General features: G+C 37.9%; 25 protein-coding genes. 24 read left to right on the top strand and 1 reads right to left on the bottom strand.

Annotated features, from left to right (window positions below):
* Positions 1 to 549: 549 nt before the first annotated feature.
* From uxaC to XM47_RS18040, 22 genes are all read left to right on the top strand, one after another.
* Complete coding sequence (gene uxaC / locus XM47_RS18150) at positions 550 to 1,974, top strand: glucuronate isomerase (protein WP_048695782.1); 1,425 nt, start codon at positions 550 to 552, stop codon at positions 1,972 to 1,974.
* 47 nt (positions 1,975 to 2,021) lie between these two features.
* Positions 2,022 to 2,789: a 2-dehydro-3-deoxy-D-gluconate 5-dehydrogenase KduD gene (gene kduD, locus XM47_RS18145; protein WP_048695781.1), complete on the top strand. Its 768-nt coding sequence runs from the start codon at positions 2,022 to 2,024 to the stop codon at positions 2,787 to 2,789.
* A gap of 13 nt (positions 2,790 to 2,802) precedes the next feature.
* On the top strand, positions 2,803 to 3,645 hold the full coding sequence (kduI, locus tag XM47_RS18140) for a 5-dehydro-4-deoxy-D-glucuronate isomerase (RefSeq protein ID WP_048695778.1): 843 nt from the start codon (positions 2,803 to 2,805) through the stop codon (positions 3,643 to 3,645).
* A gap of 58 nt (positions 3,646 to 3,703) precedes the next feature.
* A complete protein-coding gene (locus XM47_RS18135) occupies positions 3,704 to 4,693 on the top strand; it encodes a TRAP transporter substrate-binding protein (RefSeq protein WP_048695777.1) in 990 nt (329 codons plus the stop codon).
* Between the two features lie 3 nt (positions 4,694 to 4,696).
* A complete protein-coding gene (locus tag XM47_RS18130; protein WP_048695774.1) occupies positions 4,697 to 5,176 on the top strand; it encodes a TRAP transporter small permease in 480 nt (159 codons plus the stop codon).
* Positions 5,177 to 5,186: 10 nt separating this feature from the next.
* On the top strand, positions 5,187 to 6,485 hold the full coding sequence (locus XM47_RS18125; RefSeq protein ID WP_048695771.1) for a TRAP transporter large permease: 1,299 nt from the start codon (positions 5,187 to 5,189) through the stop codon (positions 6,483 to 6,485).
* Between the two features lie 27 nt (positions 6,486 to 6,512).
* The gene (locus tag XM47_RS18120) at positions 6,513 to 6,992 is read left to right on the top strand and encodes a gluconokinase (RefSeq protein ID WP_048695769.1); all 480 of its coding nucleotides are present in this window, start codon (positions 6,513 to 6,515) and stop codon (positions 6,990 to 6,992) included.
* Positions 6,993 to 6,994: 2 nt separating this feature from the next.
* Positions 6,995 to 8,287 (top strand): nickel-dependent putative hexonate epimerase, encoded by a 1,293-nt coding sequence (locus XM47_RS18115; RefSeq protein ID WP_048695767.1) that lies wholly within the window; start codon positions 6,995 to 6,997, stop codon positions 8,285 to 8,287.
* Between the two features lie 17 nt (positions 8,288 to 8,304).
* Entirely contained in the window at positions 8,305 to 9,594 is a 1,290-nt protein-coding gene (larC, locus tag XM47_RS18110; protein ID WP_048695765.1) for a nickel pincer cofactor biosynthesis protein LarC, read from the top strand.
* Positions 9,591 to 10,403, top strand: coding sequence for an ATP-dependent sacrificial sulfur transferase LarE (gene larE / locus XM47_RS18105; protein WP_078061963.1), 813 nt, complete (start codon positions 9,591 to 9,593; stop codon positions 10,401 to 10,403). Before larC ends, larE begins: the two co-directional genes overlap by 4 nt.
* The gene (larB, locus tag XM47_RS18100; RefSeq protein WP_048695762.1) at positions 10,390 to 11,070 is read left to right on the top strand and encodes a nickel pincer cofactor biosynthesis protein LarB; all 681 of its coding nucleotides are present in this window, start codon (positions 10,390 to 10,392) and stop codon (positions 11,068 to 11,070) included. The genes larE and larB overlap by 14 nt, the downstream gene beginning before the upstream one ends.
* Entirely contained in the window at positions 11,070 to 11,753 is a 684-nt protein-coding gene (locus tag XM47_RS18095; protein WP_048695759.1) for an urease accessory protein UreH domain-containing protein, read from the top strand. The genes larB and XM47_RS18095 overlap by 1 nt, the downstream gene beginning before the upstream one ends.
* A 32-nt stretch (positions 11,754 to 11,785) precedes the next feature.
* Positions 11,786 to 12,712 (top strand): DUF4861 family protein, encoded by a 927-nt coding sequence (locus tag XM47_RS18090; RefSeq protein ID WP_048695757.1) that lies wholly within the window; start codon positions 11,786 to 11,788, stop codon positions 12,710 to 12,712.
* A 174-nt stretch (positions 12,713 to 12,886) separates the two neighbouring features.
* Positions 12,887 to 14,359, top strand: a complete 1,473-nt coding sequence (locus tag XM47_RS18085; RefSeq protein ID WP_077066617.1) for a mannitol dehydrogenase family protein — start codon at positions 12,887 to 12,889, stop codon at positions 14,357 to 14,359.
* A gap of 424 nt (positions 14,360 to 14,783) precedes the next feature.
* Positions 14,784 to 15,152, top strand: a complete 369-nt coding sequence (locus tag XM47_RS18080; RefSeq protein WP_048695756.1) for a DUF6334 family protein — start codon at positions 14,784 to 14,786, stop codon at positions 15,150 to 15,152.
* A gap of 239 nt (positions 15,153 to 15,391) precedes the next feature.
* The gene (locus XM47_RS18075; protein WP_048695753.1) at positions 15,392 to 15,868 is read left to right on the top strand and encodes a hypothetical protein; all 477 of its coding nucleotides are present in this window, start codon (positions 15,392 to 15,394) and stop codon (positions 15,866 to 15,868) included.
* Positions 15,869 to 16,088: 220 nt separating this feature from the next.
* Positions 16,089 to 16,595 (top strand): hypothetical protein, encoded by a 507-nt coding sequence (locus tag XM47_RS18070; protein WP_048695752.1) that lies wholly within the window; start codon positions 16,089 to 16,091, stop codon positions 16,593 to 16,595.
* Between the two features lie 467 nt (positions 16,596 to 17,062).
* On the top strand, positions 17,063 to 17,416 hold the full coding sequence (locus XM47_RS18065; RefSeq protein ID WP_149865556.1) for a hypothetical protein: 354 nt from the start codon (positions 17,063 to 17,065) through the stop codon (positions 17,414 to 17,416).
* Between the two features lie 749 nt (positions 17,417 to 18,165).
* Positions 18,166 to 18,465, top strand: a complete 300-nt coding sequence (locus XM47_RS18055) for a hypothetical protein (RefSeq protein ID WP_048695743.1) — start codon at positions 18,166 to 18,168, stop codon at positions 18,463 to 18,465.
* 29 nt (positions 18,466 to 18,494) lie between these two features.
* Positions 18,495 to 18,845 (top strand): hypothetical protein, encoded by a 351-nt coding sequence (locus XM47_RS18050; protein ID WP_149865555.1) that lies wholly within the window; start codon positions 18,495 to 18,497, stop codon positions 18,843 to 18,845.
* 292 nt (positions 18,846 to 19,137) lie between these two features.
* Positions 19,138 to 19,503, top strand: coding sequence for a cupin domain-containing protein (locus tag XM47_RS18045; RefSeq protein WP_048695739.1), 366 nt, complete (start codon positions 19,138 to 19,140; stop codon positions 19,501 to 19,503).
* Positions 19,504 to 19,524: 21 nt separating this feature from the next.
* On the top strand, positions 19,525 to 19,860 hold the full coding sequence (locus XM47_RS18040) for a hypothetical protein (RefSeq protein WP_216596003.1): 336 nt from the start codon (positions 19,525 to 19,527) through the stop codon (positions 19,858 to 19,860).
* A gap of 230 nt (positions 19,861 to 20,090) precedes the next feature.
* Here the strand turns inward: XM47_RS18040 and XM47_RS18035 are convergent, their stop codons facing one another.
* Positions 20,091 to 22,403 carry an agarase gene (locus XM47_RS18035; RefSeq protein WP_077066616.1) on the bottom strand — a complete coding sequence of 771 codons (2,313 nt, stop codon included), beginning with the start codon at positions 22,401 to 22,403 and terminating at the stop codon, positions 20,091 to 20,093.
* 555 nt (positions 22,404 to 22,958) lie between these two features.
* Here XM47_RS18035 and XM47_RS19155 point away from each other — a divergent pair.
* Both XM47_RS19155 and XM47_RS18025 read left to right on the top strand, forming a co-directional pair.
* On the top strand, positions 22,959 to 23,105 hold the full coding sequence (locus XM47_RS19155) for a hypothetical protein (protein WP_154665757.1): 147 nt from the start codon (positions 22,959 to 22,961) through the stop codon (positions 23,103 to 23,105).
* 534 nt (positions 23,106 to 23,639) lie between these two features.
* Positions 23,640 to 24,233, top strand: a complete 594-nt coding sequence (locus XM47_RS18025; RefSeq protein WP_048695736.1) for a hypothetical protein — start codon at positions 23,640 to 23,642, stop codon at positions 24,231 to 24,233.
* Positions 24,234 to 24,385: the final 152 nt, after the last annotated feature.

Raw genomic sequence — 24,385 nt, 5'->3', positions numbered from 1 at the left:
TATATTCCTCTACACGTAATGCCCAGTTGTAACAGTTTAGGCTATAACTTGGCTTTTTATTAAGTAATTCACGGCATGTAAACAGCTATTGCATCGATGGAACGCTTAGGAAAGTACCATTAACATTTTGTGTTCTAAAGTCTGTTGTGACCATGAACTTATTTTAGTTATTTGTCTGCGCATCAATTACCAAAGCGTCTATGCTAAAAAGTACAGGTTAAATCAGTCAGTTTTCTGATTCGAAGCATATATAGATTTATACCTGTTGCTATTTTATCCCGATGAAAATAGGTAATGTGGCATGACCAGTTTAGTTTTGCATGCCTATTAACACAATGTCAATAGACATGTAGTGCATATATGGAATATAAGATTAACTTTGGTAAGGCCACTTGACTATCTATGGGTTTGTTAATAATATATGAAAATTGCGATTGACCAGTATTGATGTACTGGTTAACTAACTTTAGCCTTTATCGATGTAATAAAGGATAGGGTGCTGTTTTTAATAGTAATTTACTTAATAATGCCATTTTAATTGAGGTATGTATGTCAGATAATAATCGTTTTCTTCACCCAGATCGCTTGTTTAGCGCAGAGCCAAAAGCGCGTGATCTGAGTCGAGCTTTGTATCAATCAATATCTGATTTACCTATTATCAGTCCACATGGTCATACCGATCCGAGTTGGTTTGCAGACAACCAGAACTTTAAAAATGCGACTGAGTTATTAATTATTCCTGATCATTACGTGTTTAGAATGCTTTATAGCCAAGGTATTTCACTGAATGACCTAGGTATCCCGACCATAGATGGTAGCTATACCGAAACTGATTATCGTAAAATTTGGCATTTATTTGCGCAAAATTATCATTTGTTTGCTGGTACACCATCTAGAATGTGGATGGATTACGTGTTCGTTGAAGTTTTTGGTTTCACTGCACCATTAAATGCAAGCAATGCAGACCATTATTACGATCAAATTAACCAATGTCTTGCGACTGAAGGCTTCAAACCAAGAGCCTTATTGAAAAAATTTAATATCGAATTATTAGCCACAACCGAAAGTGCGATTGATGATTTAAGACACCATGCTAAATTGAAAGGTACGGGTGTTGAAAATACAGTGATTACGACTTTCCGTCCGGATGATGTGACAAACCCTGAATCGCCAAAATTCATTTCTTCACTAGAGAAATTAGCTGAACTAACTGGTGAAAACTCATTCACTTGGGACGGTTATTTAAATGCTTTACGCAATCGAAGAGCTTTCTTTAGAGATCATGGTGCGACCGCAACTGATCATGGTCATGCCACTCCAAGAACAGAAGATTTAACCAAAGCCGAATGCGAACAATTATTTAGCCGAATTCTTGCTGGCGATTTTGATGCTGCAGATGCAGAAACATTTCGCGGTCAAATGCTGACAGAAATGGCTGGAATGAGTTTAGAAGACGGCATGGTTATGCAAATCCATCCAGGCAGTTTTAGAAATCACAATACTCCGCTATTCCGACAATTTGGTGCCGATAAAGGTGCTGATATTCCAGTTAGAGCCGAGTTTGTAAATAACCTTCAACCACTTATGGCTAAATATGGCAATGAGAAAAACCTACGCATTATCTTATTTACCTTAGATGAATCTAACTATACACGCGAATTAGCGCCATTAGCGGGACATTACCCAAGCTTAAAATTAGGACCAGCTTGGTGGTTCCACGATAGCCCAGAAGGCATGTTGCGATACCGACATTCAGTCACAGAGACAGCCGGCTTTTATAACACTGTGGGTTTTAACGACGATACCCGTGCTTTCTTATCTATTCCAGCTCGTCATGATGTTGCACGCAGAATCGATTGCCGATTCTTAGCTAATATGGTGCTTGAACATCGAATTTCAGAAGACGACGCATATAGCTTGGCGAAAGATTTAACCTACAACCTAGCCAAAAATGGTTATCAAAAAACGCTTTAATTTTAAGTTAATAAAAACGTTTAAGCATAAGCGTTAGAGAGGATTTTATGAGCAATAACGATTTATTTGATTTAACGGGTAAAACCGCATTAGTAACAGGTGCAAGCCGTGGCTTAGGCCAAGCAATTGCAGTTGGATTAGCGACAGCCGGTGCGGACGTGATATGTAGCAGTTCTTCGGAAAATGGCTGTGCTGAAACGGTTGAAAAAATAAAAGCCTTAGGTCGAAATGCGACCAGTATTGCGGCAAATTTAGATGACAGTGATTCAGTTAGACAATTAGCTGAAAGCTCAATTGCATGGCAAGGGAAGTTGGATGTATTAGTCAACAATGGCGGCACTATCGCTCGTCACCCAGCGGTTGACTTTCCTGAAGACGAATGGATGAAAGTGATTAATGTAAATTTGAACTCAGCCTTTTTGCTAAGCCGATTAGTTGGCAAACATATGATAGCGCAAGGCCAAGGTAAAATTATCAATATAGCATCTATGCTTTCTTATTCAGGTGGTATTACTGTTCCTGCATACACAGCGAGTAAACATGGCATTGCTGGAGTAACTAAAGCGCTAGCAAATGAGTGGGCGATTAATAATATCCAAGTAAATGCTATCGCACCGGGTTACTTCAGAACAGACAACACACAAGCTTTACAAGACAACCCTGAACGAAATGCCGATATTCAAAAGCGAATCCCAGCAGGTGAGTGGGGTTTACCTAGCCAACTTTCTGGTGCGGCGGTATTTTTAGCTTCAACAGCAAGTGATTATGTTAATGGTCATATTTTAGCAGTTGATGGCGGTTGGTTAGCGAGATAACGAGGTAGTAACAATGACAATTCAAAATTCAACAAGATATGCAATTGGCCGTGATGAGGTTAAAACATTTACCACCGAACAGGTGCGTAAAGAGTTTTTAGTCGATGATTTGATGCAGCAAGATGTATTAGTACTGGTTTACACGCATTACGAAAGATTTATGCTTGGCTCAGCTGTACCGGTTAACAAAGCGCTTTCATTAGATACGATAGACGAGCTTAAAGCACAGCACTTTTTAGATCGTAGAGAGCTAGGTGCAATCAATATTGGTGGTAAAGGCACAGTTACAGTGGATGGCGAAACTTTCACGCTTGAGCCTAAAGAAGCGATTTATATCGGAGCGCAAACAAAATCTGTGGTTTTTGACAGTCTTGATAAATCGAACCCTGCGAAATTTTACTTAAACTCAGCACCTGCACATCACAAATTCCCAACCAAAAAAGTAGGTTTAACAGATGCAAACGTGTTAGAGCTTGGTTCTAAAGAAACCTGTAACGAACGTACTATATATCAATTATTGGTTAATGGTGTAATCGAAACATGTCAGTTGCAAATGGGTTTAACTTGCCTAAAACCAGGTAGTGTTTGGAATACTATGCCTGCGCATCAACACGACAGACGCAACGAAGTGTACTTTTACTTTGAGTTAGATGCAGCGCATTCAGTGAGTCACTTTATGGGCGAACCTACACAAACTCGTAATTTGTGGGTGCATAATGAACAAGCGGTTATTTCGCCACCTTGGTCTATTCATAGTGGTGCGGGTACTTCAAATTATTCATTTATTTGGGGTATGGCTGGTGAGAACTTAGCATACGATGATATGGATGTTTACGCGCCAACTGAGCTTCGTTAATCCGAATTTGTCATGATTGTAGTTGCTGGGTATGTTTGCCAGTGTTAGAGGTGTTAAAATGGTTAGGTCAATAAAACTGATAATAAGTTTGTTCATTACATGCTTATGTTTACATGGCTGCAAGTCTGATGATGGTGTGAACGTGTTGCGTATCGGCCATACTTTAGATACAGAACATAGTGTTCATAAAGCTATGGTGCATATGTCTGAAAGGTTAAGACATTACTCAGATGGCAAAATGGATTTAAAAATATACCCAAGCGCTCAGTTAGGCAATGAACGTGAGATGGTTGAGTTACTGCAAATTGGGTCCTTAGCATTAACTAAGGTTTCAGCAGCGACCATTGAAGGTTTTGTACCTGAAATGAAAATTTACGGCATTCCTTACATTTTCCGTAATCGAGCACACCGTTGGAAAGTACTGCAGGGTAGTATTGGTAGCGATTTACTCAATGAAACGGAAAAAGCCCATATCGTTGGGCTTGGTTACTACGACTCTGGTAGTCGTAGTTTCTACATGACAGATACTCGAGTTGAGCACCCAAGCGACCTTACTTCTAAAAAAATTAGGGTAATGGAAAGTGCGACAGCCAAAAAAATGGTGAGCTCATTTGGTGGCTCATCTACGCCGATCTCATTTGGAGAGCTTTATGCAGCGCTACAACAAGGTGTTGTGGACGGAGCAGAGAACAATCCACCTTCATTTTATTTATCACGTCATTACGAAATTTGTAAATACTATACTTTAGATGAGCATACCTCTGTGCCTGACGTCATAGTTGCGAGCAAGCATGTGATGGATAACCTAACCCCAGAACAACAACAATGGTTAAAGCAAGCAGTTGCGGATTCGGTCGAGGTACAAAAAGATTTATGGCTGGCATCTGAAACACATGCACTTAACGAAGTTAAAAAAGCGGGTGTTGAAGTCATTATTCCAGATAAACAACCCTATATTGATGCTGTGAAACCTATGCATGAAGAACTAAAAGGCAGCAAAGTCGGTGGTTACTTAGATCGCATTAAGCAAGCTGCACTGGAGTTATAGATTATGAAAAATATTTTAGATTCTTTAGATAAAGGCTTACAGGCATTATTGATATTTTTATCTGCAGCCATTGTTATTTGCGTTTCTTGGCAAGTCTTTTCTCGTTACATTTTACAATCGCCAAGTTCAGTAACTGAAGAATTGGCAAGATTTTTACTGATTTGGATTGGTTTATTTGGTGCCGCTTACGCATATCGTCTGGGCTCTCATTTAGGCTTAGATATTTTGACGACAAGAATGAATAAAACCAACAAAAAATGGGCTGACTTGTTTTCCCATCTTACGGTTTTGTTTTTTGGCTGTTACGTCATGATAATTGGAGGGGTTTCTTTAGTGTTGTTAACTATGGACCCGAGTCAAATTTCAGCATCTTTAGAAATTAAAATGGGCTACATTTATTCTTCGGTGCCGTTATCTGGTTTATTTATATCCTTGTTTGCGATAGAAAAAATCTATCTCACTTATACAGATAAAGCATTATAAGGGCATCATTGTGGAATATTCAGGTTTAGTTTTAATTGTCGTTTTTTTCTTTTTATTAGCGCTTAATGTCCCTATCTCATTTAGTATTGGGGTCGCGACAGTCGCCACTATGTTGTTGAGTATTGATTTTATACCCGCAGCAACCACCATAGCTCAGCGTTTAGCAGGTGGTATTAATACCTTTGCATTACTCGCGATTCCTTTCTTTGTTTTATCCGGTTTAATTATGGGGCAAGGGGGTATTGCCAAACGTTTAATTGAATGTGCTATGGCATTAATTGGCATGTTCCCAGGTGGTTTAGCTTTAGTTAATGTTATGTCTTGTACTTTATTTGGTGCAATTTCAGGCTCAGCGGTTGCTGCGACCAGTGCTATTGGTAGCTTTATGATCCCGCAAATGGAGAAGAAAGGCTATGACAAAAACTTTAGCGCTGCATTAACTGGGGCTGCGGCCACAACCGGTATGTTAATACCGCCAAGTAATATTTTAATCATTTATGCGATTGCAAGTGGTGGTGTTTCTATTGCTGCACTATTCGTAGCGGGTTATTTACCCGGTATATTAGTTGGCTTATCTTTAATGTTTGTTTGCTCTATTTACGCAAAAATTAAAGGTTACCCAACCGAACCTAGATTACCTTTGGCAATTGTTTTGAATAAAGTTGTGGCTGCTTTACCAAGTTTATTACTGATATTTATTGTGATTGGTGGGATTATCTCTGGCGTATTTACCGCGACTGAAGCCGGTGCTATTGCGGTGATTTATTCACTGATTTTATCTGTTGTTATCTATAAAGAAGTGAGCTTGCCTCAACTGCCAAAAATATTACTTAAATCTAGTGAAACAACTGCGATTGTGATGCTATTGATTGGTGCTTCTTCAGCAATGTCGTGGATACTTTCATATGAAAATATTCCACAAGCAATCAGTGAAACTTTATTGATGCTGAGTGAAAATCCATTCCTTATCTTATTAATCATCAATATAACTTTATTAGTGATTGGTGCTTTTATGGATATGACACCAGCTGTTCTCATATTCACGCCAATTTTCTTACCTGTTGCTCAGGCTTTAGGTATGTCGCCTTTACATTTTGGCATTATGATAGTGCTTAACTTATCAATTGGCTTATGTTCTCCTCCTGTAGGCTCGGTTTTATTTGTTGCCTGTGCCGTTGCTAAAACCAGTATCGAGAAAATCATTCGCCCATTAATACCTTTATATGTAGCGATGTTTTTAGTTCTAATGCTAGTGACATATGTACCAGCTATTAGTGAATTTTTACCAAGTGTTTTTGGCTTGTATTAAGCTGTGCGCATGAGTTTGGAGCGTTAAATGATATATATAGTTATGGGTGTGAGTGGCTGCGGAAAATCTTCTATAGGTGAACTTTTAGCACAGCGACTTGAATGCCCATTTTATGATGCTGATGATTACCATCCGCAAAGTAACATAGACAAAATGTCGAATGGCATCTCATTAAATGATGACGACAGAGCACCTTGGCTAAGTTTGTTAGCAAATCATATGGTTAAGTGGGAACAACAAGGTGGCGCTGTGTTAGCCTGTTCGGCTTTAAAACAAAAGTACCGTGATATTTTAGCTTCTACTTTAGCTGACAAGGTTAGCTTTGTTTATTTAGATGGCAGTAAGGCATTAATATCAGAAAGATTAAATGCCAGGGAGGGCCATTTTATGTCGAGTAATTTACTTGAAAGCCAATTTGCAACCCTAGAAGTACCCGTTGACGCGATCAATGTATCTATTGCTGATCAGCCCGCGAAAATTATTGAAAATATTTTACAGAGAATTTAATTATGTCTTATCCAATTCATCACGTAGATACAGAAAAAACGATTTCAGATAGTGATTTAGACGCTATTTTAGACCAGTTTATTGCAGAAAAAGCGACTAATGCAAAACGCATTTTGATTTTGCCGCCTGACATCACACGTTTTTATTCTAAAGCTGGTTATATTTCAAGCTATCTTTACCATAAGTTAAAAGACCAAGCGGAAATTTACTTTTTACCTGCGCTTGGCACACATGATCCTATGGCCGAAAAAGAAATCGACGTTATGTTTGGCTCAGACATACCAAAAGAACTTTTTTTACCACATAGATGGCGCACCGACGTGAAAAAATTCGGCGAGATTTCGAGAGAAAGAATGCTCGAATTATCAGAAGGTAAGCTGGATTTCACTATGGATGTTGCGGCTAATAAGCTAATTGATGATGGCAATTGGGATTTAATTGTATCTGTGGGGCAAATTGTGCCGCATGAAGTGATTGGCATGGCAAACTATACCAAGAATATTTTAGTGGGTACGGGCGGGTCTGACACAATTCACAAGTCACACTTTTTAGGGGCTGTGTATGGTATGGAAAGAATTATGGGTCGTACCCAGTCTCCAGTCAGAAGAGCTTTAAATGAAGGTTATGACACCTATTTACGCCATTTACCAATCGAGTTTATTTTAACTGTACTTGGTAAAAAAGATGACAAACTCAAGCTACAAGGTGTGTTTTGTGGCTCGAATGAAGACACCTACACCGAATCTTGTAAATTAAGTCAGCAGCTTAATTTAAACATGCTGCATAAACCGATTCAAAAAGCGGTTGTTTTCTTAGAGCCAGAAGAGTTTAAAACCACTTGGTTAGGAAATAAAGCCATATACAGAACGCGCATGGCGATGGCAGATAACAGTGAACTTGTTATTTTAGCGCCAGCTTTGCATAGATTTGGCGAAGATATGGAAATTGATGGCTTAATTCGTAAATTTGGTTACAAAACTACGGACGAAACCCTAGCCGCAGTTAAAACAGATGAACAACTAGCAAATAATCTATCTGCAGCAGCGCATTTAATTCATGGTACTTCGGATAACCGATTTAACATTACTTATTGCCCAGGTGATGGGGTCACAAAAGAAGAAATTGAATCTGTTAATTATCAATATTGCCACTATGATGAAATGATAAAAAAATATCCAATTGAAAAACTGAAAAACGGTTGGAATATGATGCCAGACGGCGAAGAAATCTTCTATGTGAGCAATCCTGCACTAGGCTTATGGTCAACAGAAGAAAAATTTAATCAAGAAAGTTAGTTTTAAAAAGAGTTAGCATGAATAATTTACATATACATTTAGACGTAGTTGGTGGTATTGCTGGTGACATGTTTGTTGCTTGTATCACAGATGCATTCCCACAATTTGTTGAACCTATTCATGCTGCTTTAGCCCAAGTGTTACCTAAAAAAGCCGGTATTCCAAGCTTTTGGCACGAGACCAATGGCGGTATCGGCGCTGGCCGGTTTGATTTAAAACCCTTACCTAAAAATACCTTTGTGGTAGATACAGCTAAAGTTAAAGGTATTGGTATTGTGAGTAAAACTAAGCTCGCAGATCATCATTCAGATGAAACCACTTATCGCCACCTAAAAAATAAAATTGAAACCTCTAGTTTAAGTACCGCTGTGATTGAAATTGCAGTTGATATATTAACTATCCTAGCTAAATCTGAAGCTAAAATTCATTGTATGGGTTTAGACTCTGTCCACTTCCATGAACTAGCTGATTGGGATTCTTTGATGGATGTGATTGCTGCTGCGGTATTACTCGATCAATTATCTAATGCCAGCTGGAGTGTCTCTAAATTACCAAGAGGTAATGGCTTAGTAAAAACACAGCACGGATTAGTGCCAGTACCAGCCCCTGCAACTGCTGAGATCTTAGTGGGCTTTGATTTTATTGATGACGGTATCTCAGGCGAAAGAATTACGCCAACCGGGGCGGCTATTTTAAAATATATTTTTAGAAATGGGATTCACCAAGCCATACCTCAATCCCAGCTAAAACATACTGGATACGGTGCAGGCAGTAAAAAAATGGCTGAAATGCCGAATATTTTACGCGCTTTAGTTTTTGAAACTGAAGCGAAAAAACAAGCGGATACAGTGATTGTCGCCACTTTTGATATTGATGATATGTCAGGTGAAGAAATTGCAGATGCGGCTGATATGTTAAGAAGCACACAAGGTGTTATCGATGTGTCTTTAGCACAAGTTAAAGGCAAGAAAAATCGTACATCTGAACAATTTTGCTTACTGATAAAACCAGAATATAAAAATGTGGTTTTTGATGCCTGCTTTTTACAAACTTCAACAATTGGCTTACGCTGGCGAATAGAGTCTCGAGTGTGTTTAAACCGAGTTGAAACATCGCAAGTGATTTCGGCTGAAAATGACAACGAAAATTATCGAATTAAAACAGTCAATAGGCCTAATGATACACAGACACACAAAATTGAAAATGATGATTTGGGCGGGTTTTCAACACTGGCAAAAAGAAGAAATATTAAATATAAAACTGAGTTAGCGGCTCAAGCTAAACACAATGGGAGCGCTAATAAGTGACAATTCAAACTAAATTACACAGATTACTGAAAGTACTGGCGGCTTACCCAAAATTGAACATTGCGGTGAGTGGTGGTGTCGATAGCATGTTATTGAGCTATGTTGCTCATCAAATCGACACTATCGAGGTGACAGCTGTACATGCTTGTTCTTATGCGGTTCCAGAACAAGCATTTAGTCGGGTTAAAACATACGCACAACGTCACCAGTGGCATTTAAAATTGATTAATGCTGGTGAGCTTGAAGACCCAGAATATATTAATAACCCAGTAAACCGTTGTTACTTTTGTAAAAGCAATTTATACCAAAGAATTTCAGAAAATACAGAAGGCGTGATTGCGTCAGGCACAAATTTGGATGACTTATCCGATTTTCGCCCCGGACTAGCGGCCGCTAAAGAAAACCGAGTGGTCCATCCTTACGTTGAAGCTAAATTTACGAAACAAGATATTTATCAGCTAGCCAGTTTTTTTGAGCTTAACGACTTAGAATCCTTACCCGCTCAACCTTGTTTAGCGAGTCGGGTTGAAACCGGAATCCAAATTAATCCTGAAGATTTATTATTTATTGATAAAGCCGAATCTTTGGCGCGTAAACTAATGCCAAATGTGGTTGATCTTAGATGCCGTATTACGCACCAAGGCGTTTACCTTGAGCTGTCTCAATTACCGACTACGCAAATTGAAATCAAAGTGACAGCTGAATTGAATCTACTCTGCATTAAGCATGGAAAATTGTTTTCTGGCATTCGTTTATACAAAAAAGGCTCTGCGTTTATAACAGAAGGTCAATATTATGAAGCAATATAATTGGGACCAAGATCGAAATAAAAGAACGGGTGTACCCGAGGCGGTTTACTGTGAAGGTAAATCAGTAGAGCAAATTGACTGTATTATTACAGAATCAATCGAGGTAAAGCGCAGCATATTGTTAACTCGATTATCGCAAGAAAAATTTAACGCTTTGCCTGACGTTTCCAAGACGCAATTAGATTATTGTGGCTTGTCTAAAACTGCCATATTAAATCAGTCTCAGGCCCAAGCTGCTAAGTTAAACCCAGCCCAAATTGTGATTGTTGCTGCTGGCACCTCTGATGCGGCAGTTGCTAAAGAAATTGCGCGAGTGCTGGAATTTAATGGCCAAAATAGTGACATTATTTTAGATGTTGGGGTTGCAGGTTTGTGGCGCTTGCTCGACCGTATTGACGAAATCCGCACTTATCCTATCGTCATTGGTTGTGCAGGTATGGAAGGGGCGTTATTTAGTGTATTAGCGGGTTTGATTGATGCGCCATTAATTGCTGTGCCTACCTCGGTGGGCTATGGCGTTTCTGCAAATGGCAAAACTGCGTTAGAAAGCGCACTTGCTAGCTGCTCTCCTGGCATTATGACAATGAATATAGACAATGGCTTTGGTGCTGCGGCCGCCGCGCTTAAAATGCTAAACGCATTTCACAAACTTAAGGGATCTTGCTAATGGATTTAACTTTAGTTGGGTTACTTTGGTTGGGATTAAGTATTGGCGCTTTGCATGCACTAGATGCAGACCATGTTATGGCGATGTCGACTTTAGTCGCTGATCGTTTAAAAATTAAAAAAGTTGTGTTTTATTGCCTAAAATGGGGGGTAGGACATGGCGGAATATTATTGATTTTAGGTAGCTTACTGATGAGCTTTGAACTGCAGCTAGATGAATATTGGACAGGTCTAGCTGAGCAAGCCGTTGGGATAGTGTTAATCATTCTGGGTGGTGCACTGATTTGGAAATTAAAATCAGAAAAGATCAAGCTAGTGTTTCACAAGCATGGTAGCAAATCGCATATGCACTTTGTTTACCGCTCAGAGCTCACGACAGAAAATGAAACAACGCCGAGTTTAGTTCACGAACATAAGCCACTGATTATAGGGTTATTACATGGACTTGCTGGTAGCGCGCCAGTGATGGCTTTATTACCAGCCATGATGACACAAACCAGCCACCACGGTTTATCCTACTTAATTGCATTCTCGCTTGGGTGTTTATTCAGTATGGCAGTGTTTGGTTTTGTGTTTGGATTGTTCCAACAAAAGCTGATTAAGTTCAATACTAAACTATTTGATCTATTTAGATTCATTACGGGCCTAACTTCTATCTCATTAGGCGTTTATTGGGTAGCATGATTCGGTTTTAAATTAGTAAATAAAGGTTTTATATGAAAAGTTTAGCTAAAAAAATAGGCGGTTTAGCCTTAGTTTCTGCCAGTTTAACTGCGTGCTCTTCGACTGCAACAACAGAGGGCGATAAAGTTCAGCCTTTAGCTGCTGATAAGCAAGTTGTCAAAACGTTTGCCCGTTTTGTCCCTGAGCGTAAAGACGATTTTGCATGGGAAAACGACTTAGTTGCGTTTCGCTCATATGGCCCAGCTAACCGAGCGCGTCCAGAAAACTCAGGCGTTGATTGCTGGCTTAAGCGAGTTAATTATTCAATTATCGACTTATGGTATGGTCGTCATCAACAAGGTATTTCTTACCATAAAGACCATGGCGAAGGGCTAGATAACTACCATGTTGGTACCTCTATGGGTTGTGGTAGCACAGGTGTTTGGTTAGACAACCATTTATTCCAATTAGAGACTTATGCTAGCTGGAAAGTATTGGAAACCAGCACAGAAAAATCTGTTTTTCAGCTTGAATTCAAAAACGAAAAAAATGGTGTTGAATACCGTGAAGTGAAAACCTTTAGCATCGCTTTAGGTGAACGTTTATATCGTGTTGATTCTCAATTCTTCGTAGATGGTAAAATTGCACCTAATTTAGAGGTCGTTGTCGGTGTGACTACGCATAACGAAGCTGCGACTGTTTCTATGGATTTAAAAGCCGGTTGGGTTGCAGCACACGAAAATTTAGAAGGTAGCTATTTAGGTACAGCGGTTGCAGTTGGCGCGAATAACCCGATTGAGTTCGTTCATACAGGTCATAGTAAAGGCGTTAAAGATAAAGGTGACGCTATGATAGTGACTAAAACAGATAACCAAGGACGCCTGACTTACTGGTCTGGTTATGGTTGGGAAAAGCAAGGGGTTATTAAAAACAGCCAAGATTGGACTGAATACCTTAACGCTTTTATCCAAGCTAAGTAATTTGAATGCGAGATAATTAATGACTTTATAGGCACATATTTTCATAATTATGTGCCTTAGATTCGCTAACTTTTTATCTCGCTCTCAGGTTAACTAATTCAAAAACAGGGTCGGTTTATTGCTTCATGCTTTGTTGCCATAAACCTATCTATCTGACGTTTTAAAAGGTGAAAAATGAAGTTATCAAACGAAACCCTAGGTTTACTACGCGAAAAATCTCAATTTTCTGAGCAAGTTGATTTGCCGAAATATGATAGAGAAAAAACGAAAATCGGCATAGTTCATTTAGGTTTGGGAGCGTTTCATCGTTCGCATCAAGCGTATTATACTGAATGTGCGCTAAACCAGTTTGGTGGTGATTGGGGTATTTGCGGTGTTTCGATGAGAAGCACATGGTTGAAAGAAAGTTTAGACCCGCAAGATTGCCTATACACAATTGCAAAAATGGATGTAACTTCAGAATACCAAGTGATTGGCGCGTTAAAAGAAGTGCTAGTTGCCGCTAAGCAAGTGGATCAGGTGTTAGCACGAATGAGCCATGCCGATACCAAAGTGGTCACTTTAACTGTTACTGAAAAAGGTTATTGTTTAAATTCGGATGGTAAAATCGATTTAACACACCCAGGCATACAACATGATATTGCGACACCTTCAGCGCCGCAAACTGCGATTGGTTTGTTAGTTGAATCACTTAAAACACGTCAGCAAAACTCAATTGAAGCATTTACTGTTATTGCTTGCGATAACTTACCAGAAAATGGCTCAAAGCTGAAAGCTGCGGTTGTGCAATTAGCGCAGCAACAAGATCAAGCTTTAGCTGACTGGATCCAAAGCCATGTTTGTTTCCCTTCAACTATGGTTGATAGCATTACGCCTAAAACAGAAGATTCAGAAATAGAACGTATCTCCGCTGTGTTAACGGTTCAAGATGACGCGCCAGTGCAAAGAGAAATGTTTACTCAATGGGTTATCGAAGATGAAATTAAAGGGGAAGTACCAGCTTGGGATAAAGTCGGTGTTATCTTCACGAATGATGTATCTGCCTTTGAGCACACTAAATTACGCATTTTAAATGGCTTGCATTCAACCCTAGCTTATATGGGACGTTTGGCTGGATATGAATTGGTTTCTCAGGCGGTTGCCGATCCTAAACTAAAAGCATTTTTGTTACGTATGGTTGCTAACGAGGTGATTCCATCAATTAAGCCACCACAAGGCTTGGATTTAACCCAATACTCAAGAGATATCATTAAACGTTTCGAAAACCCAAAAGTCGCGCATCAATTAGAGCAAATTGCTTGTGATGGCTCAATTAAAATCCCAGTTCGTATTTTAGAACCTTTACAACAAAACTTATCCAATGGTGTTGAGGTTAAAGACTATTACCTAGTCGTTGCAGCTTGGATCCGGTTTATTTGGAACAAACAACAAACCTCAGCTCAATTTAACGATCCTAGAGCAGATGAATTATTAAGCCTAGTCGCTCAATTTACTGGCGATGCAGCGCAAGATATTGAATTGTTTTTATCTGTACCTAATTTATTACCAAACGCTTTTGCAGATAACCAAAGCTTTAAACAAAATTTGGTTGCCGCTTATCAAGCTGTTATCGCAGCTGGAGACGACTTTACCTCGGTATTGGACTAATCCACTTAGCGCGAATTAAGTAAAATCTATAGACCCTCAGGGTTTACTCCTTTTTCGTCAGCCTAAATTTGTTATGGGATTTTGGCTGGCGCTTTTCTTTGCCGCTATTTTTTATTTAATCTGCTAAGTTGTGAATAAGTGGTTGGCATTAATAGGTTTTTTAAATTAGTATTATTCTAATTTAAAAAAGAATTGAACAATTCGCATGTGACAGGCATTGTTAAAACCAATTAATAACAACGACTTAATCTCATATTTTGTAGGCGTGAAGCTTGCTCGCGCGTTTTCGAATGCGAGTTCAAATGACATCTACTTGTAGGATTAATAGGCTTTTTAAATTAGTATTATTCTAATTTAAAAAAGAACGGACGGATTAGAGTTGGATTAGCCGTTTAATATAATGTTATAACTCATCAGCAGAACTATGGAACTTTCAAAATTAGTTGAAGTGGCAGGGAATCTTAGGAAAGTCTATACATATAGCTTCGCCGAAATACCAAATGAAATTGCAGCCATTGAACTAGAGTTTGATGACTTGTCTTGCTCTATTAACGTAGTTGAAGATTTCGATGAAATTGCAATTAATATCCCACCAGATACAACTGGGTGTATACCATCGTCACAGTCAACACTATTTCATAAGTGCAAAGGCGGTAAAATCCTTTGGTGCTGGAAGCTAATAAATAATCAAGGTTATACCGATGGTTTAAAGTTTGAATTTAGCAACGGCATTAAATTTGAAGTTGTAGTAGTGTGTTCTGCAATTAATCAGTATGCGGTAAATGAGTTATAACAAATGTGACCAATTCGTATGTGACAGGCATTGTTAAAACCAATTAATAACAAAGACTTAATCTCATCTTTTGTAGGCGTGAAGCTTGCTCGCGCGTTTTCGAATGCGAGTTCAAATGACATCTACTTGTAGCATTAATAGGTTTTTTTAATTAGTATTATTCGAATTAAAAAAAGAACGGACGGATTAGAGTTGGTTTAGCCGTTCAATATAATGTTATACGCCAATGGAGAGCACGAGTGAATTGGCCTAAAGATTTAAAATCCAAACCCAAGAAAAATCGCTTTTTTCCGATAAGGTTCGGTGACGCTGTCAAAGCGGTAAAAGATCTAAATTTGATACAGTATGACGGTAGTCGTATCGCTATAAGAATGGAAAACATTGAAGATGAATGTGTAAACGGTTTCCCTTTATTTGATTTAGTTCCAGAAGAAGAACTTGCGATATTCTCACTTAGCGATAGTTTAATAGAACTAGCTGCACCTAATGCAATTATGATGGCGTTAACCAAAGCGAGTAAACTAACAGTAAAGCCTAAAGACCATATACACAATTCATATTTTAGTGCATATATAAACTTAGAAAATACGGTCGTTATTGCTCGTGTAGATCGGACCTGTAAACTAAAAAGGTATAGAGGTGACGATAAACTTAAAAATGCAAGGTATGTTGGAAGTAGTACCAACGAAGTTGTATTAGAGACATTTGGCGTATAACAAAATCGCATGTGACAGGCATTGCTAAAACCAATTAATAACAAAGACTTAATCTCATCTTTTGTAGGCGTGAAGTTTGCTTGCGCGTTTTCGAATGCGAGTTCAAATGACATCGACTTGTAGCATTAATAGGTTTTTTTAATTAGTATTATTCTAATTTAAAAAAGAACGGACGGATTAGAGTTGGATTAGCCGTTTAATATAATGTTAGGTATTTCTCATGAGTGGTGATTCAATCGATATCAAGTGTACTTCTTGTGGAGGTTTGGCAAAATTTGAAGAGCCATTTCTTTTTATCGATCCCAAAAAAATCCCAGATGATATTGAATATAAATTATGGGGTGGTTGGGGAATTATTGAAAAATTTCCTTCTGATGTTAAATGGGTTGCGCCTTCAGGTTCATCACAATATTTGCGTGGTGGAGGCGACAACGGACAAGGTGGTTACCCTTTATTAACATTTGGGCTAATTCAATGTGGTAGCTGTCATAAGAATATAAAACACAAATTAAATTGGCCATCAGACGCATATTGGCAGTGGTCAGTTAAAGGCGAAATTTTATGGGCATGGGATCGTTCTCATGCTAATCAGATTTTGAAGTATATCGAAGCCAATATACGTCCATCCAGAAAATGTTATAGCTTAAAATATATTCCAACTCACTTTTTAAGTTCAAAAGTAAAGTCAGGGGTTGTAAAGCAAATGGTTCGGAGTTTAAACACCTAACACATATGAGCCTCCCGTTGGTCAATAGGTAATAGTGATCTTTTCGGCAACTTTTCGGTTGTCGAATCCAAGTTAATCAGCAAAATAATCTACTTCGCTTGTCATTTTAGCTGTCAGGTCTCAATCGCTTACAGGAAACACATATAGAGGCTCTCTTATTGTGGTCTCACCACAAATTCGCATGTGACAGGCATTGTTAAAACCAATTAATAACAAAGACTTAATCTCATATTTTGTAGGCGTGAAGCTTGCTCGCGCGTTTTCGAATCGAGTTCAAATGACATCTACTTGTAGCATTAATAGGTTTTTTTAATTAGTATCATTCTAATTAAAAAAAACGGACGGATTAGAGTTGGTTTAGCCGTTTAATATAAGTTAGCTTTCTAGAGGGTTTCGAGTTGAGAACGATATTAAGTTTCATTTTGGCTTCATTGGTTGTGGCTTTCTTGGCCCCCATCGCTATTGAAATGAAATTTACAACGGTGCCTATTGGTATATTCGTTTGGTCATTAATTATTGTCCTATTTTTGCTGCCATTTACTGCGTTTCCAATTTACAAATTTATTACGAAAAGTTGCGGTTACTCATTAATTACCGTACTCAAATCTGCTGTCGCTTCTACCTGTTTAGTTTCCTTCTTTTTTGTTTTTCCTTTTGGTTTAGAGCGCTCGGTTGTAAATGGAAATGTATTGGTTGAAAATGGTTCTATTACACTAATCGGGTATGGATATAGCTTTTTACAGTGGTTTTTGTTTTCAATTGTTGGGCTAATTGCAGGGTTTGTCTTTTATATCTCAAAAATAGAGTTCCGAAAAAGCTAACAAGTCGATGAAGAAAGGGACATCTAACAGTTGGCTGGTGTCTCGTTCCTCGCAAATTATAGCCAACTATTTTTAGCCGCTTAGCAAAGCGTTGGTATGCCTTTGTTGAGCAATGGAGTAATATGAAAATATCGGTAGGAAAATTATCGGCTTGGTTTGCGATTATAGGAACTATTGGAATATTTTCATTTATACCGTGGCTTATCTATAAATTAATAACTAACAATAGTTCATACGATTATTTACTATTTTTTAGTATTGTAGTTGGACTGTTATTTACTGTAATTCATTATATTCTTTCCTTATTTGTAAAGTGCCCTAAATGCGGTAATCTATTGATGATTAAAGGTTTTAAAAAGACTAAATCTGATATTCACGATAATGGTCTAGAAGTAGCTTTTTTATGGTTTACTAATAAAGTTCACTGTATGCACTGTGGAATAAAACTGGATAATAACGGCATATAATAAGAGACTATGGTGTCAATAAGCACAATTCGTATGTGACAGGCATTGTCAAAACCAATTAATAACTACGACTTAATCTCATCTTTTGTAGGCGTGAAGCTTGCTCGCGCGTTTTTGGATAACCGACTATTGGTTTCTAAGCTTGAGGTTTAAAATTGACTTTAAACCCAATTAAGCTAAGTTATTGTAACTATTATTTTACACTGAGAATTTACGAATGAAACCTTATGGTAGATGGTTTCGGTTTTTAGTGATTAGCTGTTATATACCGAGGAAAGTTTTGTGAATTGGATTTCCTATATTTTAATTTTGGTCTTGTTTGTAATTTCGGTTCGGATTGAGAAGAAGCTTCTGAATCACGTTAAGAATACTTACCCATCAGAGTGGGAAACAATGAATGTGACAAAAATGGGGGTTAAGGCTTATAGCATTCTACCTTCACTAATCGGTAATTCATTAAAAACTGGCTTTCTTTCTCAGCAAGACGATGATGTTCTAGTTAAATTACACAAACTTAATAACTTTTCATGGTTAATTAGTTTTATATTTTTACTCGTAACCATTGTATTTTTTGTCAGCTGATAAAAGCCCATTAGATGGCTTTGGTAAACATGGCATATTCAAAACGTAGATTCGCATTAACTTGGTTTGTCGGTGGGTATTTGAGCTCGTTTATGAGTACCATCATAGGGGTTATGTATTGGTCGTACCAAAAAGCAGAATGGAAAATAGATGTGGTTAGCGAGATTATCGCTAGCTCTATAATGCTCCCAATAGGTTGGTTATTTTGCTTAGTTGCGCCACTTAGCATTCCGTCTATGCTGGGAGCTTGGGTTTCAATTATAGGTTTTGTATGGGCTTGCAGACTTAAAAATATTAAGCCACTTTATTTGTCCTTTGCTGGGTGTTTTATATTTGGGTTATATTGGCCTATGGCATTTTGGACAATGATGAGTGTTTAATCCCTGTGATTATTAGCTTGCTTAAAAAATAAATAAATCAACCAATAGGTTATGCTTTACCCTGCTTCTATTTACACTGTTTGGTTTATTCATTTTTGAACGATTAGTATACGAAGCTATTTTTGTAACTGAAATTCTGTATTTAGCTCAAATTTTAGGTGTTTTAGAGGTGCTAGAGGCAGTTAATCCTGAACTGCAGGCACGACCCATTTTCACAACTATCTGGACAGGAATTTATAGTATCTTTTAACAATGCCTGTCATTAAGGTTTTAATTCTTGGTTGTTAAGTGTATGAAATACGAAGCAATAAATATAAAAGAAAAGCTTTCTAAGTTTGATGAACTTTGGTCTCCTAGAGTGATTGCTGAGATGAATGATTACCAATTCAAATTAGCAAAAGGAGAGGGAGAGTTTGTCTGGCACCATCATCCTGAGACAGATGAGGTTTTCATTCTTATTGAGGGTGAACTCGAGATTGAATTTCGAGATGGAAACGTTTCCTTATCCCCAGGCGAGATGTTTGTGATTCCAAAGGGAGTTGAGCATAAGCCTCACGCAAAAGGATTGGTTCAAGTTATGCTTGTTGAGCCAAAAGGTGTGGTAAATACAGGCAGTGTCGCAAGTGAACTGACAGCAGATAATGACATCTGGATATGAAACAGCTAACAATAACATCAAATGTCGCCCTTTATGCGAGGCGTTAATTTTTACGAGGGCTTAGTGATGGATGCTAGATTCGATAATTTCTTGGCCGTGTTAGGTTTCTCGCTTTGCACAATTACGACTGCACTTCTATTTAACCCTTTGACTGCCGGCTTTTATATCAATTATGGTCGCTACTTTATCTATTTGGCTTTAGTTATTTTTATCATAGCTATAGTTTTGACTTGGGTTAGGGCGTTTAAATTAAAAGGCGCTAAACACTATATATTAGCAAGTATAAAAACCTTAGCCATGTGTGGTATTTATGCAGCCGCATTTATAATTATCATTGTGACTCACAGTGGGATATAAATAAAATTGAAGCTAGTTTAAAATTAGTATGACAGGCATTGTTAAAATCACTTAATAACAACGACTTGATCTCATGTTTCGTCGGCTTGAAGCTTGATCGCGCGTTTGCGGATAGTTTGGTTAGCTAACAAAATCGGTTCTAAAACAGCAAAACCAGACGTTTTAAAGATCTGGTTTTGCTTTTATAGGGTGTCTATGAACCTTAATATTCTAATTCACGAATCAACTCACTAGTTTTGTTGGCCGTTGCCAAATTTTCTTTGGTACAAGTTAGCGTTAACTTCTTTGGCTGCATTTACCATTTCTTGGTAAGGTACATCCGTAATAGTAACGAAACCTGTGTTGTAATTTTCTCCGTCATGGGCTCGACCAGTCAATGGTGAATCTAGGTATTGAAACCAGTGGGCGCCAACCATATAAGGGTTATCGATTATGCTGTACATGTAATCTTTATACATTTGTGCTCTGTCTTGTTGATCGGCTGCGAGAATAAGTCCTGGGTGGTATAAACCTGTGTCGCTAGTTGCTCCCATATGAAATTCACCAATTAAGCTAGGTTTGTCTAAATCTGCTAAAAATTCCCAAGCTTTAGGATGAGCATATTCACGATAGAAGTTATAGCTCATAATATCAGCATATTGAGCGGCTGCATTAGCGGCTTCAGTTGTTAAACCCCAAGCTGCCATGCGCACCCCCATGTACATATGATTAGGTGCAACGTCAGCTAAAGCATCATGCACAATTTTGAAGTATTCATTGGCATAGGCAAACGACATATCGGCTAAATCAGCTACCACACCTGCGTTTAAGTCAGTAATGCTTATGCCTTTGCTAAAGCTAGCCCACGATTCAATATCTGTTTTCCAAATGGTATTGAGTGCTTTAATGCTTGGGTATTTAGCCTGCATCATTTGACTGATTTTGGCTTTTAGCGGGCTGTCTGAATCTTCTCTGGTTAGTGTATTTAGTACAATGCCATAACGCTTTTGTAGGCTACTGTTATTACCCCAGCTTTTTTCGTTGTCGACAAAAATACCAATACACCATGGATTATTTTTAATTTCTTCACCTATCACTTTCGCTGTGATAATTGCACGACGTTTAAACTCAGGATCGAATGGATCTGGCATACGCGACCATACATCTTGGCCAGAGCTAACGGTTTTAAAGTCGCCGATAATCCAACCATTAGCAAAATATGGTACTTGATTCATTTGGTAGAAGCTGGCATCTGTCCAGTTGCCCGTAGAGGTGAAACCCCAATTTTTGAAGCGTTTTATTGTGATGTCGCGCCAAGCATCTAGATAAGAATCCGGGTAGTCTTCGCCATAACGTCGTTCTAAATTAGCTTGATAAAAACTGTAAGTTTCGCCATGAGATAATGGCCCTTTGTGTGATGAACGACGGTAGCTATAATGATTGGCCAAATCGTGGTCGTAATCTGGCAGCCAAGTAAACATTTTATGGCGCATTTCTGAGCTGACATAACGGGTTTTTTGGGCTTCTTTTGAGACAGGGCGAATTCCTAATGAATCTTCTGGGGTTACATCTTCGGGGTCAATATATCTTACAGAGTCATCTTTAAAATCAACTCCTGTAAAGGTGGTCGTGTTGGCAATACGAATGTTTGCGAGAGCAGATGAAAAGAATAAGTGACCTTCTGGATCGACAATTGCCCATTTACCATTTACTTTTTCAGTGCGGAAATACCCAGTCGCTTTCAGTTTAGGGCCACTTGCCCAGCCACCAAATTGACTGCGATCTGCCATAGTACCTTGTTGGTTTAATTGAGCGATTTCGGCATCCGCCAATGCTTTTAGTTGTTCGTCAGATTTTACTTTAGTTGGGTATTCAAACTTATAACTTTGGCCGTAGGCATCGGTTAAATCTTTTAAATAATTAGCATCAACGTCTGGGTTTTGTCTAACACGTAGATTATCGATTAATAAACTTTTGTCGTTTTTCATCGATTCAACAAAAAAGTTAATCGAGCTGATTTGATCAAGCTTAAGTTGCTTAGCGCCGCGCATCCAAAACATTTTATGGTCGTTGGATTGCCACGTTTTCGGGTCTTCACGTAAACCGCTATCTAATTCTAATTGTGGGCCTTTTAGTAACGCATAATAAGTACCAGTGTAACCAGCTGGAATGCTCACACTACGAATATGTGGCCAGCCTGTTGCGTCTTTTATTTCAAGGTAAATCTGAATCGATTCGTCCGATAAGTTATGAATGTCTGCTGCTAAATTAATATTACCATATTGGCTCCAATCCCAAGGTTTTTTGGCTTTAAAGGAAAAATCTGAGCGTAATTCATCTGATGAAAAATCAATTCTGAGTGCTTGTTTACCTTCTGGTGCATTTTTATTCACTAATGAAGATTTGGTATTGCCTGCATCAAATTCCGTGGGTAAGCCTTGTTCAAAGTTGCTTATTGACCAACTTTTTTCGCTGGATTCTTGTTGCACATGAGTGTGATTTTTTTCACCACAAGCTGACAATAAAGACGCAGCGATTAGCGTGCTTGTTAATATTTTATTCATCTTATTATCTCTAGCTATTTTAAATTTTTGCTAACATTTTAGTTAATTGTATACAATACATAATATTGGCAATTAATGACAGCCACTTATAAAAAGTAGTCACTTAACGGTGGTTTAAAAATGTTAGGTTAACAGGGAGATTTTTGTGAGTAACTTACTATTTAAAGAAAAATTAGTTGTACTCGTTTGTAGGGGCGCTAGTTTTTCGTTACTTGGAAGGGGTTGGTATAGCTTTTTAAATTCTCAAACTGACCTAAATCATTTAGTTATTTCCACAGGTGTATCAATAACTTTATTTGCTACAGGTTTCATTCCTAAAATATTTTTTATACCTTTAAAATCCGCTTTGGCAGTTATTCAGTCACCTTATTGATTAAAGTGGAAACACGGCAATATTTAACATTAAGCGGCGTAGCAATTAGCTCTATTGGCTTGGTTATTTAGCTAACGATCACATGAAGGCGAGGCGTGAAAAATTGGGCTTCGAAAGATGGAGATTGGTGTGGTAGGTATTGTTAAACTATGAATAACAAAAAACTCCATTTAGCTGGTTAGATGCTATCTTATGTAATTGCTGCCGTTTCTGAATTTGCACCAGAACTTCCGTTGTTTGATTTATCGCCTTCAGGTTATTCGCTTAGTTTCGCAAGTGAGCTACTCAATACATTAGGTGCCGAATCACTTCAGTATTATTCGATATGAATCTAATTCAAATGAATCATGCATTTTATTTTTCCGTTACACACTTCTTGCTTTTTTTACGTAAAATCTAATCAGATTTTTTACCAAAATTTATTCAAAATTTTATTTTATTGTTCAATTATTGGAGTGGCGCAAGAAACTTTAATTTAGCTCTAGAAAAATTTTTACACGAATTTTGTGCGCTTCTAAGAACGATCTTACGATGTCCTAAGATCGATCTTGCGATGTCCTAAGAACGATCTTGCGATGCCCTAAGATCGATCTTGCGACGGCCTAAGATCGATCTTGCGACGCCCTAAGATCGATCTTGAGACGGCCTAAGATCATATTTAGAGTTATTTTTTGTATTCGTATTTTATCTTTTTGGAGCAAACCGTTATTGTTTAATCTTTTCGTTGTTTCAATGAAACAACCGATTTCCATAATTAAACATCAATAATAATATATGATAAAACCGAATGTGCATTGGACCTCAAAATCCCAATATATAATTGGGATTTTGAAGTTCAATTTCCCAATTAATTGAGGTGTATTTTGGATACTGAAAACTTTGTCAGGTGCTCTAGACAAAAAAAAGCCATTTTGTTTCGAAAATTGGAGTTATTGCGGGCTGAAATTGATGTTCATAATGAGGTAGCTGAGCGGGTAGTTGTTGAGCATTTAAATTTGACTAGGGCTCGTGTTGAAAAAATTCTAAACCAAAGAAGATTGGTTGAAAGTAATAAAAAAGATCGCTTAATAATTTACAGCGAAATTAAAACTAATTTGCATCCGTATTTGAGGAAAAAAACAGCAAAAGAAATGAATGAAAAAATCACCATAGAACGACCCGTATCGATAGAGTTGCGATGTCGTATTTATCATAACGGTAAAACGCTCAGAACGGCTTATTTAAAGAAAACAGAACACAATAAAAAACATTATGCTGCCGATAAAATTATTTCCATGAATGCGGTTGTTTTGCCCGATGTTCATAAGACGGATTTTATTGAGCTAGTTGAATTTACGAATGTCTTGAATGCTCAAGCGGATCAGTTGACAAGAGATCTTTTGTATATCGAAAAATCGCTAGAGTCAGTCGATTGTTATTTAAATAAATATGATATTTATACCCATGCAAGTGAGTAAATTTCAATTTAAAATCGCAATACTAGGTGATACAGAAAATACTGATGCAGTAACTTTACGGTCTAAGTTGAAAAAATGATCAAATTCAACCTTTGCTCTGAGTGATGTTAAAAATTCGTATGACGGCATTGTTAAAGTTAACTAGAGCTAAA

The sequence above is a fragment of the Catenovulum maritimum genome, from assembly GCF_001050375.1.
Lineage (GTDB): Bacteria > Pseudomonadota > Gammaproteobacteria > Enterobacterales > Alteromonadaceae > Catenovulum > Catenovulum maritimum.
This window is presented reverse-complemented; position numbering and strand designations above follow the sequence as displayed.

Coding starts and splice junctions, on each gene's coding strand:
- XM47_RS18080 (WP_048695756.1), top strand. CDS start 14,784: ATGGAACTTTCAAAATTAGTTGAAGTGGCAGGGAATCTTAGGAAAGTC.
- kduI (WP_048695778.1), top strand. CDS start 2,803: ATGACAATTCAAAATTCAACAAGATATGCAATTGGCCGTGATGAGGTT.
- XM47_RS18070 (WP_048695752.1), top strand. CDS start 16,089: ATGAGTGGTGATTCAATCGATATCAAGTGTACTTCTTGTGGAGGTTTG.
- larC (WP_048695765.1), top strand. CDS start 8,305: ATGAATAATTTACATATACATTTAGACGTAGTTGGTGGTATTGCTGGT.
- XM47_RS18065 (WP_149865556.1), top strand. CDS start 17,063: ATGAAATTTACAACGGTGCCTATTGGTATATTCGTTTGGTCATTAATT.
- XM47_RS18085 (WP_077066617.1), top strand. CDS start 12,887: ATGAAGTTATCAAACGAAACCCTAGGTTTACTACGCGAAAAATCTCAA.
- XM47_RS18130 (WP_048695774.1), top strand. CDS start 4,697: ATGAAAAATATTTTAGATTCTTTAGATAAAGGCTTACAGGCATTATTG.
- XM47_RS18050 (WP_149865555.1), top strand. CDS start 18,495: ATGGCATATTCAAAACGTAGATTCGCATTAACTTGGTTTGTCGGTGGG.
- kduD (WP_048695781.1), top strand. CDS start 2,022: ATGAGCAATAACGATTTATTTGATTTAACGGGTAAAACCGCATTAGTA.
- XM47_RS18090 (WP_048695757.1), top strand. CDS start 11,786: ATGAAAAGTTTAGCTAAAAAAATAGGCGGTTTAGCCTTAGTTTCTGCC.
- XM47_RS18115 (WP_048695767.1), top strand. CDS start 6,995: ATGTCTTATCCAATTCATCACGTAGATACAGAAAAAACGATTTCAGAT.
- larB (WP_048695762.1), top strand. CDS start 10,390: ATGAAGCAATATAATTGGGACCAAGATCGAAATAAAAGAACGGGTGTA.
- XM47_RS19155 (WP_154665757.1), top strand. CDS start 22,959: ATGCTATCTTATGTAATTGCTGCCGTTTCTGAATTTGCACCAGAACTT.
- XM47_RS18035 (WP_077066616.1), bottom strand. CDS start 22,403: ATGAATAAAATATTAACAAGCACGCTAATCGCTGCGTCTTTATTGTCA.
- uxaC (WP_048695782.1), top strand. CDS start 550: ATGTCAGATAATAATCGTTTTCTTCACCCAGATCGCTTGTTTAGCGCA.
- XM47_RS18045 (WP_048695739.1), top strand. CDS start 19,138: ATGAAATACGAAGCAATAAATATAAAAGAAAAGCTTTCTAAGTTTGAT.
- XM47_RS18120 (WP_048695769.1), top strand. CDS start 6,513: ATGATATATATAGTTATGGGTGTGAGTGGCTGCGGAAAATCTTCTATA.
- XM47_RS18135 (WP_048695777.1), top strand. CDS start 3,704: ATGGTTAGGTCAATAAAACTGATAATAAGTTTGTTCATTACATGCTTA.
- XM47_RS18095 (WP_048695759.1), top strand. CDS start 11,070: ATGGATTTAACTTTAGTTGGGTTACTTTGGTTGGGATTAAGTATTGGC.
- XM47_RS18040 (WP_216596003.1), top strand. CDS start 19,525: ATGTCGCCCTTTATGCGAGGCGTTAATTTTTACGAGGGCTTAGTGATG.